Here is a 13,333-nt window from a genome sequence, read left to right as displayed (position 1 = left end):
GCCCGGGGTCGGTATCTTTCGGCGCATTGGAGGACTTCCGGAAAGCGCTTTGTGCGAGCCGGTAGGCGCATCCCCCGCGAGAGCCAAAGAAACTCTCACCGCAGGGTGACCCCGGCGCTTCTCCGCGCTCTTAGGTTTGGTCTCGGAAGGCGACCGCATCGGCCCTTTCTCCCCACATCAGCCTCCGAGGAGATCCGTGAACAAGCGTGCAATGACCGGAGCTTGGGTCGCCCTGCTGTCGCTGGCCGGCCTGACCGCGTGCGGTGAACGTCCCGAGTCCCCGGCCCCCACGACGCAGTCCGCGGCCGTCCAACCTCCCGATCTGAAGCCGTGCGACATCCCCGAACTGCCCACGGCGCGGTGCGGCACGATCGAGGTTCCCTTCGACCGGGCGCATCCGGACGCGGGCACCACACCGGTCGGCTTCGCTCTCGTACCGCACACGGACCACTCGGGCCCGGCGGTCGGAACCGTGCTGACCAACCCGGGCGGGCCGGGCACCGGTGCCATCGACATGACCGGCCACTTCTACGCCGACGGCCTGCGGCCGATCCTGGACAAGCGCGACCTCCTGCTCATCGACCCGCGAGGCGTCGGCCGGTCCGGGGCCATCCGGTGCCCGGCGCTCGAGGACCTCACCCGGATCTTCCAGTCGGTGGACCACCAGCGCGCGGCCATCGGGGAGTGCGGACGGCAACTCGGCGCGAAGGCCGCCTACTACGGCACGGCCGCCGTCGCCGACGACTTCGACGCCGTCCGGGCCGCGCTCGGGATCGACCGCGTCGACCTGCTGGGCGACTCCTACGGCACCTACCTGATGACGACCTTCGTCGCGCGTCACCCCGAACACGTCCGATCCGTCGTGCTGTCCGGTGCGTTCCCGGTCAACACCGCCGACGACCCGTCCGGCGCCGTCGCGATCGACGCGGTGCGGCGCGGAGTGGGACTGGTGTGCGAGCGCACGAGTTCGTGCTCGGGTGACGTCGTCCTGCACGACCTGGCGGAACTGGCGACGGAGCTCCGCACGCGCCCGGTGAACCTGGACGTCGCCTACCAGGGCAAGCCCCACACCGTCGTCCTCGACGAGTGGCAGCTCGCCGGCACCGTGGGCAAGATCTACTCCGGCGCCGCCGACGTCGACACCAAGGTGGCACTGGCCAAGGCCGTCACCGCGGCCCACGCCGGCGACCTGGCCCCGGTGGCGGACCTGGTGCGGACACACCTGGTGACGAAGGCGGACACCTACGCCCTCGGGGAGGACATGGTCTCCGAAGCGATGAGCTGGGCCACCACCTGCCACGACTACCAGCACGACTTCAAGCTCACCGACGACGTCGAGACCAGGAAGGCCGACTTCGGCAAGGCACTCTCGAGCGCCGACAACGCGAAGTTCGCGCCCTTCTCCCCGCAGGCCTGGCTGACCAGGGACGACTACGACGCCGGCTTGTGCCTCGACTGGCCGGCCGACCCGACCGCGGGCTCGCCCTTCCCGCCGGGCACGCGACTGGCCGACGTGCCGGTCCGGGTGCTCGCGGGCGACCTCGACGCCAACACCAGCAGCGCGTCCGGGCGGGAAACGGCCGCCCAGTTCCCCCGGGGGCATTTCATCGAGGTGAAGGGCGCCGGCCACACGGCCACGCTTTCGCCGGAAGGCGCGAAGCTCGCGATGGACTTCATCGCGCAGAACAACCCCTGAGCCACGACGACGCACGCCGAGCCGGCCGGGGTCGAGGAGAAAGCCCTCCTCGACCCCGGCCGGCTTTTCCCTTTCCGCACCGATCAACCTTTTCCGGGTGTCGCCCGTATTCGACACGTGAACGACAAAATGTTGCCGTGTAACAAAAGCACATTGGTTACCAGGAGGAAGTACCTGTGCGACACCATATCGCCACCGTCGCTGTCATCCTGCTCTCGTGCGCGGGGGTGACCGCGGCACACGCGTCGTCCGCGGCGCCACCGCCCGACGACCCGCCCACCGGGACCGCCCTGCTGGTCACCGGTGACCGGATCACCGCGCGGCCGTCGGTGGACGGCCACCGGTCGATCGTGGTCCAGCACGCCGCCGACAAGGGCGTCGGCCGGGTGATGGTGCACCTCAGCCGCGGCGCGAGGTCCTACGCGGTGCCGGCCGCCGCGCTGCCCTACCTGGGCCGCGGTCTGGACTGGAACCTGTTCGACGTGGACACCGTGCTGCAGGCACAGCGCGACCGGCAACCGACGGAGCAGGCCGTCACCGCGGCCAAGGAGTTCGGCGCCACCCTGGTGAACAAGTTCCTCGACGATCGGAAGCACGGCACCTACCGGCCCCTCGAACCGGCGATGAGCACACCCGGTGCGCCGGCGACACCGGCGAAGAAGCAGCCCGCGTCCGTGATGCGCACGCTGACCGTGACCGCGAACGGCCCGGACGGCACCCCGGACACGGGTGACGTCGCCGTGGTGTTCAACACCGACGACGGAAACCTCTTCGACGTCAACGAATCCGACAGCGTCTTCGCCCACGGCGCCGCCAAGTTCAGCGTCCCGGACGGCCACTACAGCGTGCTGGGCCTGTTCTTCGAGACCGACGCCGGCGGCAACGTCACCGCCGTGCGGTATTCGGCCCGGCCGGAGGTGACCGTGTCCGGCGACACCAGTACCGCGGTGGACGCTCAGGCGGCTTCGAGCAAGGTCACCTGGGACACGCCCCGGCCCGCGCTGTCCGAGGACGGCGGCTTCCTCCTGCGCCGCGAACCCACCGTCGGCCCGGCGCTCACCGTCGACCTCGCCGTCGGCCCCGGCGTTCCCGTGTTCGTCTCACCGACCGGCGAGCCGGTCACCACGGGCAAGCTGCAGTCCTACCCGTACAACCGGCTCAGCTCACCGCCCGGGCCGGGGACGCCGTACGAATACACCCTGCAGCGTGCCACGACGGGCGTCATCCCCGAGCAGCACTACACCGTGACCACCGCGGACCTGGCCACGATCGACGCGAACTACTACTCCGAGGTCAACTCGGTCGGCGCTCGGCAGCGCGCGGGCCGTTACCCCTTCGAAGACGACACCGTCCGCACCTCGCACCAGATCGTGCTGCCGCGCAGCCAGACGGAGTACGTGTCCGCGGACCCGGCGATCCTGTGGTACGGCGGGCTGGGCAAGTACGTCAGCCCCAAGTTCCTCAGCTGGTTCGGCGGTCAGTACGAGGCCGCCCACCACTACCAGCCGGGTACGTCGCTCCGGGAAGACTGGAACCGGTTCCCGCTGCACCCGGCCGGTACCGCCGACCGGCTTCCCTCCGACGTGCCGTGGTCGACCGTGCCGCCCGTGACCCGGCAGGGCGACGACCTGCGGATCCACCTCACGCCCTTCACCGACAACGAACCCGGGCACACCGGTTTCGGCTTCGCGGGCGAGTCCCGGGATGACCTCGCGGGGTCCTACGTGCTCCGGCAGAACGGCACGCAGATCGCCGGGGGCCCGATCAGCAGGGGACAGGTCGACTTCACGACGAAGGCGTCGGTCGACCCGGCACCGGCCACGCTCCAGCTGAGCCTGGACGCGACCCGTGAAGGACCGATGTACCTGTTGTCGACCGCGAGTCACACCGAATGGACCTGGAAGTCCCAGCACGTCTCCGGCGGCTCACTCCCCGTTCCGTACGCCTGTGAACCGGTCGACGGCGGGCAGCCGGCCCGCGACTGCGCGGTGGAACCCCTGATGACACTGCGGTACCTGGTCGGCGACCTCGATGTGCGCGGTACCGCCCCGAACGGTCCCCAGACCGTCGACGTCACCGTCGATCACCTCCAGCCGGGGTCCGGCACGGAAGTGGCGGGCGCGACCGCGCAGTTCTCCCTCGACAACGGGACGACCTGGCAGGACGCGGCCGTCGCGAACCGGGGGAACGGCTCGTTCCGGGCGACGTTCGACGCCACGGCACCGACCAACCGGGGGACGGACGTGGCTTTGCGGGTGACCGCCACCGACGCCGACGGCGGGCAGATCTCGGAAACCCTCCTGCACGCGTACCAGACCTTCAACTGAGCAGAGGAGAAGTCATGCTGTACGCCCGTACGACCGCGGCGGCGATCGGCTTGTTCGCCGCCTTCGCCGTGGCGCCCGCCGCCACCGCCGCGACGCAGTCACACCAGGCGTGCCCGGAGCCGGCCCCCGGTTTCGCGCGCTGCCTGACGACCTACGAGAGCACGCCGTCCGCGCGTTCGGCCGCCGTCGAAGGAGTGGGAGCCGACGACCTCGCGGCCGCGTACCACCTGCCCGCGACGGCCGGCGCGCAGACCGTCGTAGGCATCTCGATCGCTTACGACGCGCCGAACCTGGAGGCCGACCTCAACGAGTACCGCCGGCAGTACGGCCTCCCGGAGTGCACCGCCGCGACCGGGTGCTTCCGCAAGGTCAACCAGAAGGGGGAGGCGGGACCGGTGCCGACGAAGAACCTCGGCTGGTCGGTCGAGTCCACTTTGGACGTGTCCATGGTTTCGGCGGCCTGCCCCACCTGCAAGATCCTGGTCGTCGAAGGGAATTCGCCCGGCTACGCCGACCTGGCGGAAACCGAGGACACCGCCGTCCGGCTGGGCGCCACGGTGGTGTCGAACAGCTACGGCGGCAGGGAAAACGGGCTGGCGCTGGACTTCGAATCGAGCTACGTCCGCGACGACGCCACCATCGTCGCGTCCTCGGGCGACACCGGCTTCACCGCCGCGTCGTTCCCGGCGGTGTTCGGCTCGGTCGTCTCGGTCGGCGGCACGACGCTGGTCCGGGACGAGAGCACCCCGCGCGGCTGGTCGGAATCGGCGTGGCGCTTCGGCGGCAGCGGCTGCTCGGCCTACATCGCCAAGCCGGCGTGGCAACCGGGCACGAACTGCGCCTACCGCACCACGGCCGACATCTCCGCCGCGGCCGAGGACATCGCCCTGTACAACACGGACCGGGGCGGCTGGTTCACGGTGGGCGGAACCAGTGCCTCGGCACCGTTCATCGCCGGGCTCTACGGCCGAACCGGCGGCAAACCGGCCCCGGGTTCGCTGTACCGGAACGCGGACGCGCTGTTCGACATCACGACCGGCGCCAACGACGGCAGCGGCACGGGCGCCAAGTGCGGCGGCGACTACCTGTGCAAAGCCCAGCCCGGCTACGACGCCCCGACCGGCCTGGGGACGCCCAACGGGCTCGCGGCCTTCGAGTAGCCCCCGGCGCACGGCACGTGTCCCGCGTGCCGTGCGCCTTCCGCTCGTGCGGGTCAGCTTCTCCACCGGGCGGCTTCCGAGGGCGAACTGCTCCAGCGCACGCGTGGTCTGTGCTGCCCGGCGGCTCGCGCAAAGAGTTCCCCGAAAGCCGGGCGGGGTTCTCGGCCGGCTGGTGGGGGATCAGCTGGGCGGGGAGCCCGGCAGCGGCTCCCGGCCGGTTTCACGAAGGCCGTCGAGCATCACCGCGATGACGCGCTCGCGGCCGGCCTTTCCGGCGCCCAGGCCCAGGCAGCGGGTCGACATCCCCGCTGCCGCGCCGGCGAGGAACGGGACGTCCTGCCAGACGAGATCCGCGCGGAGCACGCCCGCTTCCCGTGCCCGCTCGGTGATCCGCCGGACGTGGTCGCGCAACCCGGCGAACGCGGCGCGCACGGCGTCGCTGTGTCCCGCCGAATCCGATTCGGCCGCCAAGGCGTCGGACAAGCCCTTGTTCGTGGACTGCGCCGCGGCGAGAGCTCGCACCAGATCCGCGAAGCCGGCGAAGGGATCAGGTGACTCCGCCGCCGCTTCGGCCGCGGCCACCAGCTCGCCGACGACCTCGAGCAGGATCGTCTCCAGCAGGGCCTGGCGGGAGGGGAAGCGCCGGTAGAGCGTCGCCGGTCCGACGCCGGCGCGCTTGACGATTTCGTTGGTCGACACGCTCAGCCCCTGCTCCGCGATCGCCGCCCGGGCGGCGGCCACCACGAGCTCGACGCTGCGCCTGGCGTCCGAACGCATCTCTCCGTCCACCTGCGGAGCCTAGCACCAAGCGGAGAGTACTTGTCCGTCTGGTATACCTTGAAACGGATAATAATTCTCCGTTTCGATTTCGGAAGGACTTCGGATGGGTATCCTCATCGGCCGGACGGCCTTGGTCACCGGGGGCAGCGAAGGGCTCGGGCTGGCGATCGCGGACGCGTTCGCGCAGGCGGGCGCGGATCTCGTCCTGCTCGCCCGTGATCCGGCGAAGCTGGCGGCGGCCGCCGAAGAGCTGCGGCGGCACGGCACCGCCGTCTCGACCATCGCCACCGACCTCGCGGACCCCGACGCCGTCGCCGGTCTTCCCGCCGATCTGCGCGCGGACATCCTCGTCAACAACGCCGGTGTCACCCACCTCAAGTCGCTGGCCGAGACCACCGACGCCGACTTCGACGAGATGGTGCGGGTGAACCTCGGCGTGCCGTTCCGGTTGACGCGGCGCCTGCTGCCGGGCCTCGCCGGCGGCTCGGTGGTCAACATCTCGAGCTACTGGGGCACGAAGATGGTCGCGGACCGTCCCGCGTCGGTGTACTCGGCGACGCGGGGCGCGCTCGACGCGTTCACGAAGGCACTGGCCAGCGAACTGGGCCCGGCGGGGGTCCGGGTGAACGCGATCGTGCCCGGGTCGGTCCGCACGCCCGCGTTCGAGCGCCGCTTCCTCGGCCCCATGACCGACGACCAGCGCACGGACTACGAGGAGTACGTCCGCCGCGCGTACCCGATGGGCCGCATCGGGCGCCCGGCCGACGTCGCCGCGGCGGCGCTGTACCTGGCTTCTCCGGAGAATTCGTGGGTCACGGGCACGATCCTGACCGTCGACGGCGGCTTCACCGTGCGCTGACCCCGGGCCTCACGAGTTCCGAGGCCGTTAGCGCACTTCGGCTTGCCCCAAGGGGCCGGATCGGGCCGAGAGGCGAGCGTCACCCGCCCGGCGGACTGCACAATGCGCTCGTGGATGTGCTTCGCCGGCCTCTTCGGGAGAATCCCGGGGCGCGCCAACGGAACCCCGGCTCATGGGTGACCAAAGAGGACGATCGAGCCCGGTCGGGCCGGCTGGGTCACGAGCTCGTCGTGGCGTGGATCTACCTGGCGATCATGGCCGCCTCCGCGCTGCCCACGCCGCTCTACCCGCTGTACCGGCAGCGACTCGATCTGCCCGCGTCGGGGATCACCGCGGTGTACGGCTTCTACGCGATCGTGGTGCTGCTGACCTTGCTCCGGCTGGGTTCCCTGGCCGACCGGATCGGCCGGCGGCCCGTGCTCACCGCGGCCGTGGCGCTCACCGTGCTCAGCGAGGTCGTGCTGGCCGTGAGCCCGACACTGGCCGGCCTCTATCTGGGACGCGGGCTGGTCGCCGTCGCGGTCGGCTTGGCCATCGCCGCGCTTCCCGCCTTCCTCGCCGACCTCGCCGGGCCGGGCCGGGCCGCCCGGGCCGCGGTGTTCGCGGTGGCCGCCAACATGGGCGGACAGGCGCTCGGCACCTTCGCCGCCGGGGCGGTCACCGCGGCCGAGCCACTCGTGACGCCGTACCTCATCGGCTTGGGCCTGCTCGTCCCGGCGGTGCTCCTGTGGACGACGCGAGTACCCGAGACGCTGCCTGCCCTTCGCGGGCCGAGGCAGCGGCCGGTGAAGCGCATTCCGCCCGCCCTGCGGGCGGACTACCGGGCCATCGCCATGACGATCGTCGGGGCCTTCGCGATGTTCGGCTCGATGACCGCGATGACCGGCCAGATCCTGCAGCAGCGCATGCTGGTCACCGGCACCTCGACGACCGGGCTGGTCACCGCGGCCATGTTCGCCTCGGGTGCGGTCGGGCAGCTGCTGGCGCGCCGGATCGCGACGGCGCGCAACCCCGCGGTCATGGTCGTCCCGGTGCCGCTCGCCGCGCTCCTGCTCTGCTGGGCCACGTCGGCCGGCTCGCTGCCGATCTTCGCCGTCGCCGTGTCGGTCTGCGGGTTCGCCGGCGGGAGCTGCCTGCGCGCCGGCAGCATCCGGGTGCTGGCGCTGAGCCCGGTGGAGAACCGGGCGCACGTCAGCTCGCGGCTGTTCGCCGCGCTGTACCTCGGCGCAAGCGTTTGCACCGTCTCCGCCGGCCTGCTGGCCACCGAGGTGGGCCTGGACGCCGCCATGCTGGGGCTCGGCCTGCTGGTGCTCGCGTTGAGCGCGGGCGCCGCCCTGCTGCTGAGCCGGCTGCCGGGCACCGGCGAGGCACTGGCCACCACCGATGTCCTCGACCTGACCGGCTTGTACTCGGTCGAGTCGACCGTCCAGTTCTTCGCCGTGCCCGCCGCGCGTCCCTTCCGGTCCGACGCCCTCGAGTTCCCGCCGTCCCGCGGCCGGCTGACCGGACTGGAGAAGCTCGAATGACGGCCACAAGCCCGGCCCTGCTCGCCACGGCGGTCACCACGCCACCGGCCGACCACCCGGCCACGACCGGCACCGGGTTCGCGGTCCGGTCGTTCACCCACGCCGCGCCGCCCGGTGTGCTCTTGGCCGGCTTCGCCTGCGTGGTGGCCCGGTTCTCCGGCGACTACGCGGTGACCGTCGTGTCCGGTCACGTGGCCGTCTCGGTCGACCTGACCGACAATCCGGCGTTCGGCGAAGTGCAACGGCGGCTGACCGGCACCTCCGTCCGGCCGGTGGACGTCACCCCGCCGCTGAGCGTGCGGATCACGCCGGGGCGCGTGGTCGAAGTCCGCTTCCGGGCCGACTGGTTCGGCGCGGAGCTGGTGGAGCGATTCGTCTCGGCGTTCCGGGTACTGCTCGACCGGGTCGCCGCCGATCCGGACGTCCGCGTGCAGGACGTGCCGTTGCACGCCGAGCCGCGCGTGCTGCGGGAGGCGACCCGCGGCCAGCCGGTGGACCGGTACCCGCGGGTCCCTCGGCTGGTCGCTCGCGCGATGGCCGCGAACCCGGCCGCGACCGCGGTCGTCAAAGGTGATCGCCGGTGGACCTATCGCGCGCTCGACACGCTGTCCGCCGAGGTGGCGGAAACGCTGCGGGCCGTCGGCCACCGGCCGGGGGAGACGGTGGCGGTCTACCCGGCCGAACGGTGCTTCGAGCTGTACGCCGCGATGCTCGGGATCTGGCGAGCCGACGGCGTCCTCGCGATGATCGAGGCGGACCGGCCCACCGCGACGCCGGACCAGGCCCGGGCGCGGACGTCGCTGGTGATCGGGACCGAGCCACCGGCGCGGTGGCCGGAAACGGCGAACGTCCTGTTGCTGACACCGGACGACGGCATTTCCGTGCTCCGCGCCGGGCGCGGACCGGGTGTCGCCTTCAGCGAGGACTCCGCCGGGTACCTCTTCTTCACCTCCGGCACCACCGGAGCACCGAAGGCGTTGCTCGGGAGGCACGACAGCCTGTCCCACTTCCTGCTGTGGCAACGGGACGAGTTCGGCATCGGGCCGGGAGACCGCTGCGCCCAGCTCACCAGCCTGTCCACCGACGGCGTGCTGCGCGACATCTTCACCCCGTTGATCAGCGGCGCCACGCTGCACGTGCCGACCGGACCGGGCGTGCGCACGGACGACCCGGCGATCTTCGGGTGGCTGGCCCGATCCGGGGTGACCGTCGCGCACACCATGCCCACGTTGTCCGAGCAGTGGCTGACGGGCGCGCGGGGCCGGCTGGACCGGGTGCGGCTGCTGTTCTTCTCCGGCGAGCCGCTGACCGGTGCACTCACCGAACGCTGGCACGCGCTCGCGCCGCGGGCCGAACTGGTCAACTTCTACGGCACCAGCGAGTGCACCATGATCCAGGCGTTCCACCGCGTCAGCCGGAACCGCGCCGAGCTGGGCCAGCCGGCCGGCACCGCCATACCGGGGGCGCAAGTGCTCGTGCTCACGCCGAGCGGCGCCCTGTGCGGCCCGGGCGAAGTCGGCCGGGTGCACATCCGCACGCCCTACGCCGCGCTCGGCTACCTCGGCGGAGAACGCTCCCTGTTCACCCGCAACCCCTTTCGCCCCGACGATCCCGAAGATCGGGTGTTCCGCACCGAGGACCGGGCCCGGGTCCGGCCGGACGGGGCGATCGAAGTGCTCGGCCGGGAGGAGGACGGCGCGGCCGTCGGTGGCGCACGGGTCGAGCCGGCGCGGGTGAACGCCCTGCTCGCCCGGGAACCGGGGGTGCGCGCCTCCGCGGTGCTGCGCGCCACCGGATCGCCCGGGCTCATCGCCTTCGTCGTGCCGGATGGCCCTTCGGTCCGGCTCGACGACATCCATCGGGCCCTCCGAAGGAAACTCCCGCCCGAGGCGGTGCCCGCTCACCTCGTGCCGGTGCCGAACCTGCCGGTCACCTCGGTGGGGAAGCTGGATCGCGATCACCTGCGCAAGAGAATCGAGAAAAGCTGATGCCCACCCCGCCGGTCGCCCTCCTCGATCGCCACCTCGCCGAGGTCGATCCCGAGGTCTTCCACGAGTTCGCGGGCGAGCTGCGTCGCCAGCGCTCGACCCTGAGCATGATCGCGTCCGAGAACTACACCGCGTCGGCGGTGCTGCGGATGCAGGGCTCGGTGTTCATGAACAAGCTGGCCGAAGGCTACGCCGGACGACGTTATTGCCACGGGTGCGACCACTTCGACGTCGTGGAACGGCTGGCTGTGGAGCGGGCCCGGCTCCTGTTCGGGGCGGAACACGCGAACGTCCAGCCGCATTCCGGTGCGCAGGCGAACGCGGCCGCGTACGACGCGTTGCTCGAACCCGGAGACACTGTGCTGGCCATGGATCTGGCGCACGGCGGTCACCTGACCCACGGCATGCGCCTAAACTTCTCGGCCCGGTGCTACGACTTCGTCAATTACCACGTCAGTGCGGACAGTTCGCTGGTGGACATGGCCGAGGTGGCGCGGCTCGCCCGGGAGCACCGGCCCCGGCTGATCGTGGCCGGGTGGTCCGCCTACCCGCGGCACCTCGACTTCCCGGCGTTCCGCGAGATCGCCGACGAGGTGGGCGCGCGCCTCCTGGTGGACATGGCGCACTTCGCCGGCCTGGTCGCCGCCGGGATGCACCCCAATCCGGTGCCGTACGCCGACGTGGTGACCTCGACGACTCACAAGACGCTCGGCGGCCCGCGGGGCGGTTTGGTGTTGTGCCGGCAGGAATTCGCCGCCGCCGTCGACACCGGGGTGTTCCCCGGCCAGCAGGCCGCTCCGCTGGCGCACACCATCGCGGCCAAGGCGGTGGCGTTCAAGATCGCGGCGAGCCCGGAGTTCCAGGACGTGCAACGCCGGACCTTGGCGGGAGCGAAGATCATCGCCGACCGCCTGCTGCGGCTCGACGCCGTGGCGGCGGGCATCCGGGTGCTCAGCGGCGGCACGGACGTCCACCTGCTGCTGGTGGATCTGCGCGAAACCGGCGTCACCGGCAAGCAGGCCGAAGACCTGCTCGGGGAGATCGGCATTTCGGTGAACCGCAACGCGGTACCGTTCGACACCAGGCCCCCGCTCGTCACCTCGGGACTGCGCATCGGCACCGCGGCGCTGGCCACCCGAGGTTTCCGCGAGGCGGATTTCGCGGCGGTCGCCGACGTCCTCGCCGAAGCACTGGCCGCTCCGGCCGACCCCGAGACGCGGGCCGTGCTGCGGGATCGGGTCGCCGCGTTGGCCGGCAAGTACCCGCTTTATCCCTTCGCCGAGGACGAATCGCCGATTCACACCGTCGCCGACGCTGAACCGGAAGCGCGTTGAACCGGCCGCCGTTCTCGTTCGTCGGCTTGGACGGAGAGGTCCGGTCGATCTCGCCGGCACCTCCGGACGATTCGGAGTCCGAAGTGGACAGTCGTGAGGAATCGAACGGCGACGACGTCGGGCCGAGCCGGTTACCCGAAGCTCAGTAGTCCGCCTTGACAGTAACCATCGGGTCGCATTTAGCGTGAGTTCGTGAAGAAAATCATGACAGGAATTCGAGTGCCTCTCCTCTTGGCGCCGGTACTGGCGCTATCCGCGACGGCCGCACTTTCGGCCGGTTCCGTGGCGTCCTCGTACGAGGTCCCCGCGCCGGGCGGTGCTTTGGCGGCGGGAAACTACCGCATCGCCGAGCCGCGGATCCAGGTCCGGCTGGACCTGAACGCGGGGCAGACGCCGGAAAACCTCGTGGTGGAACCGGATGGCAGCACCGACGTCAGCTTCGCCAAGAGCCGTCAAATAGCGCACATCGCGAAGGACGGCTCGGTCCGCGTGCTGGCCACCCTGCCCCGTCCTGACGGCGCTGACCACGCCCCGGGGACGAGTTTCCCGGCCACCACCGGGATCGCCCGGGCCGGGGACGGCACGCTGTACTTCGCCTACAACGCCGGTGACGCGGGGCTCACCGGACTGTGGCGGCTGCGCCCGGGCAAGGCGGCGGAACGCATCGTCGCGCTCGCGGCCGAGAGCCTGCCCAACGGGGTCGTCCTCGACGAACGAAGTGGGCAGGTCTACCTCAGCGACTCGAAGCTCGAAACGGTGTGGCGTGCGCCGTTGGCGGGCGGGACGGCCCAGAAATGGGTGAAGGACCCGCTTCTCGCTTCGACGTCGAACTTCGGTGCCAATGGCCTGAAGCTGCACAACGGCGCGCTGTGGGTGTCGAACTTCGACCAGGGGCTCCTCGTGCGCATCCCGATCACGTCGAGCGGTGCCGCGGGCGCCTTGGCGGTCCGGGCCCGCGACCTGCCCGGCGTCGACGACTTCGTGTTCACCGGGGTCGGCGACGAGCTGCTCGCCACGCTCAACCCGGCCAACCAGGTGGACCTGGTCCGCGAGGACGGGTTCCACACGGCGGTGCTCACGTCCGTCGACGGGTTGCAGAACCCCACGGCCATCGCCTTGCAGGGCAAGAACGTGTACGTGACCAACGCGGCGTTCTTCACGAACACGAGCCCGAACATCCTGCTCGGCCGGCTGGTTCCCGGCACCGGCGGCACCTACTCGATCGGCACGGGCCTTTCGCCGCGGGAACGAGCCAACGCCGAGGCCGCGATCGCCGTGTTCGACGGTTTGCTCAACCAGCACACGGTTCGCGCGACCGTCGAGCGCTACCTCGACGCGCGGTCGTTCGTCCAGCACAACCCGGACGGTCCCGACGGCCGTGACGCCGTCATCACCACGCTCGAACCGGTCGTGCGGAAGTTCCCGGACGCCTCGCTCGACATCACCAGGATCGTCGCGCAAGGAGACCTCGTGGTCACCCAGGGGCTCGTCAAGCTGAGCCCCGACGACCGGGGGACGGTCGAAGAGGACACCCTCCGCTTCGACGACGCCGGCAAGGTCGTCGAGCACTGGGACGTCAAGCAGGCGGTCGCCGAGACCAGCGCCAACGGACATCCCCAGGTGTAGCGGATCGGCGCGGCCGGACGGGATGAGCCCGTCCGGC

9 protein-coding genes are annotated in these 13,333 nt (G+C 71.1%); 8 read left to right on the top strand and 1 reads right to left on the bottom strand.

The annotated features are described in order from the left end of the window. Nucleotides 1-196 precede the first annotated feature (196 nt). The 3 genes from AB0N03_RS48445 to AB0N03_RS48435 all read left to right on the top strand — a co-directional run bounded on the left by AB0N03_RS48445 (nucleotide 197) and on the right by AB0N03_RS48435 (nucleotide 5,183). Nucleotides 197-1,696, top strand: coding sequence for an alpha/beta fold hydrolase (locus tag AB0N03_RS48445; RefSeq protein WP_364387617.1), 1,500 nt, complete (start codon nucleotides 197-199; stop codon nucleotides 1,694-1,696). Between the two features lie 176 nt (nucleotides 1,697-1,872). Then, the gene (locus AB0N03_RS48440) at nucleotides 1,873-4,023 is read left to right on the top strand and encodes a hypothetical protein (RefSeq protein WP_364387616.1); all 2,151 of its coding nucleotides are present in this window, start codon (nucleotides 1,873-1,875) and stop codon (nucleotides 4,021-4,023) included. 14 nt (nucleotides 4,024-4,037) lie between these two features. Next, nucleotides 4,038-5,183 carry a S8 family serine peptidase gene (locus AB0N03_RS48435; protein WP_364387615.1) on the top strand — a complete coding sequence of 382 codons (1,146 nt, stop codon included), beginning with the start codon at nucleotides 4,038-4,040 and terminating at the stop codon, nucleotides 5,181-5,183. Nucleotides 5,184-5,363: 180 nt separating this feature from the next. On the opposite strand, the gene AB0N03_RS48430 is transcribed toward AB0N03_RS48435, so the two are convergent. After that, nucleotides 5,364-5,972 carry a TetR/AcrR family transcriptional regulator gene (locus AB0N03_RS48430; protein WP_364387614.1) on the bottom strand — a complete coding sequence of 203 codons (609 nt, stop codon included), beginning with the start codon at nucleotides 5,970-5,972 and terminating at the stop codon, nucleotides 5,364-5,366. Nucleotides 5,973-6,066: 94 nt separating this feature from the next. Between AB0N03_RS48430 and AB0N03_RS48425 the strand changes: the two genes are divergently transcribed. From AB0N03_RS48425 to AB0N03_RS48405, 5 genes are all read left to right on the top strand, one after another. Beyond that, nucleotides 6,067-6,822 carry an SDR family oxidoreductase gene (locus AB0N03_RS48425; RefSeq protein WP_364387613.1) on the top strand — a complete coding sequence of 252 codons (756 nt, stop codon included), beginning with the start codon at nucleotides 6,067-6,069 and terminating at the stop codon, nucleotides 6,820-6,822. 176 nt (nucleotides 6,823-6,998) lie between these two features. After that, nucleotides 6,999-8,348 (top strand): MFS transporter, encoded by a 1,350-nt coding sequence (locus tag AB0N03_RS48420; RefSeq protein WP_364387612.1) that lies wholly within the window; start codon nucleotides 6,999-7,001, stop codon nucleotides 8,346-8,348. After that, the gene (locus AB0N03_RS48415; protein ID WP_364387611.1) at nucleotides 8,345-10,336 is read left to right on the top strand and encodes an AMP-binding protein; all 1,992 of its coding nucleotides are present in this window, start codon (nucleotides 8,345-8,347) and stop codon (nucleotides 10,334-10,336) included. The genes AB0N03_RS48420 and AB0N03_RS48415 overlap by 4 nt, the downstream gene beginning before the upstream one ends. Then, nucleotides 10,336-11,670: a serine hydroxymethyltransferase gene (gene glyA, locus AB0N03_RS48410; RefSeq protein WP_364387610.1), complete on the top strand. Its 1,335-nt coding sequence runs from the start codon at nucleotides 10,336-10,338 to the stop codon at nucleotides 11,668-11,670. Before AB0N03_RS48415 ends, glyA begins: the two co-directional genes overlap by 1 nt. 219 nt (nucleotides 11,671-11,889) lie before the next feature. Continuing rightward, nucleotides 11,890-13,296 (top strand): ester cyclase, encoded by a 1,407-nt coding sequence (locus tag AB0N03_RS48405; RefSeq protein ID WP_364387609.1) that lies wholly within the window; start codon nucleotides 11,890-11,892, stop codon nucleotides 13,294-13,296. The last annotated feature ends 37 nt before the right edge of the window (nucleotides 13,297-13,333 follow it).

Origin of the sequence: Amycolatopsis sp. NPDC051061, assembly GCF_040682935.1 — a bacterium.
Taxonomy (GTDB): domain Bacteria; phylum Actinomycetota; class Actinomycetes; order Mycobacteriales; family Pseudonocardiaceae; genus Amycolatopsis.
This window is presented reverse-complemented; position numbering and strand designations above follow the sequence as displayed.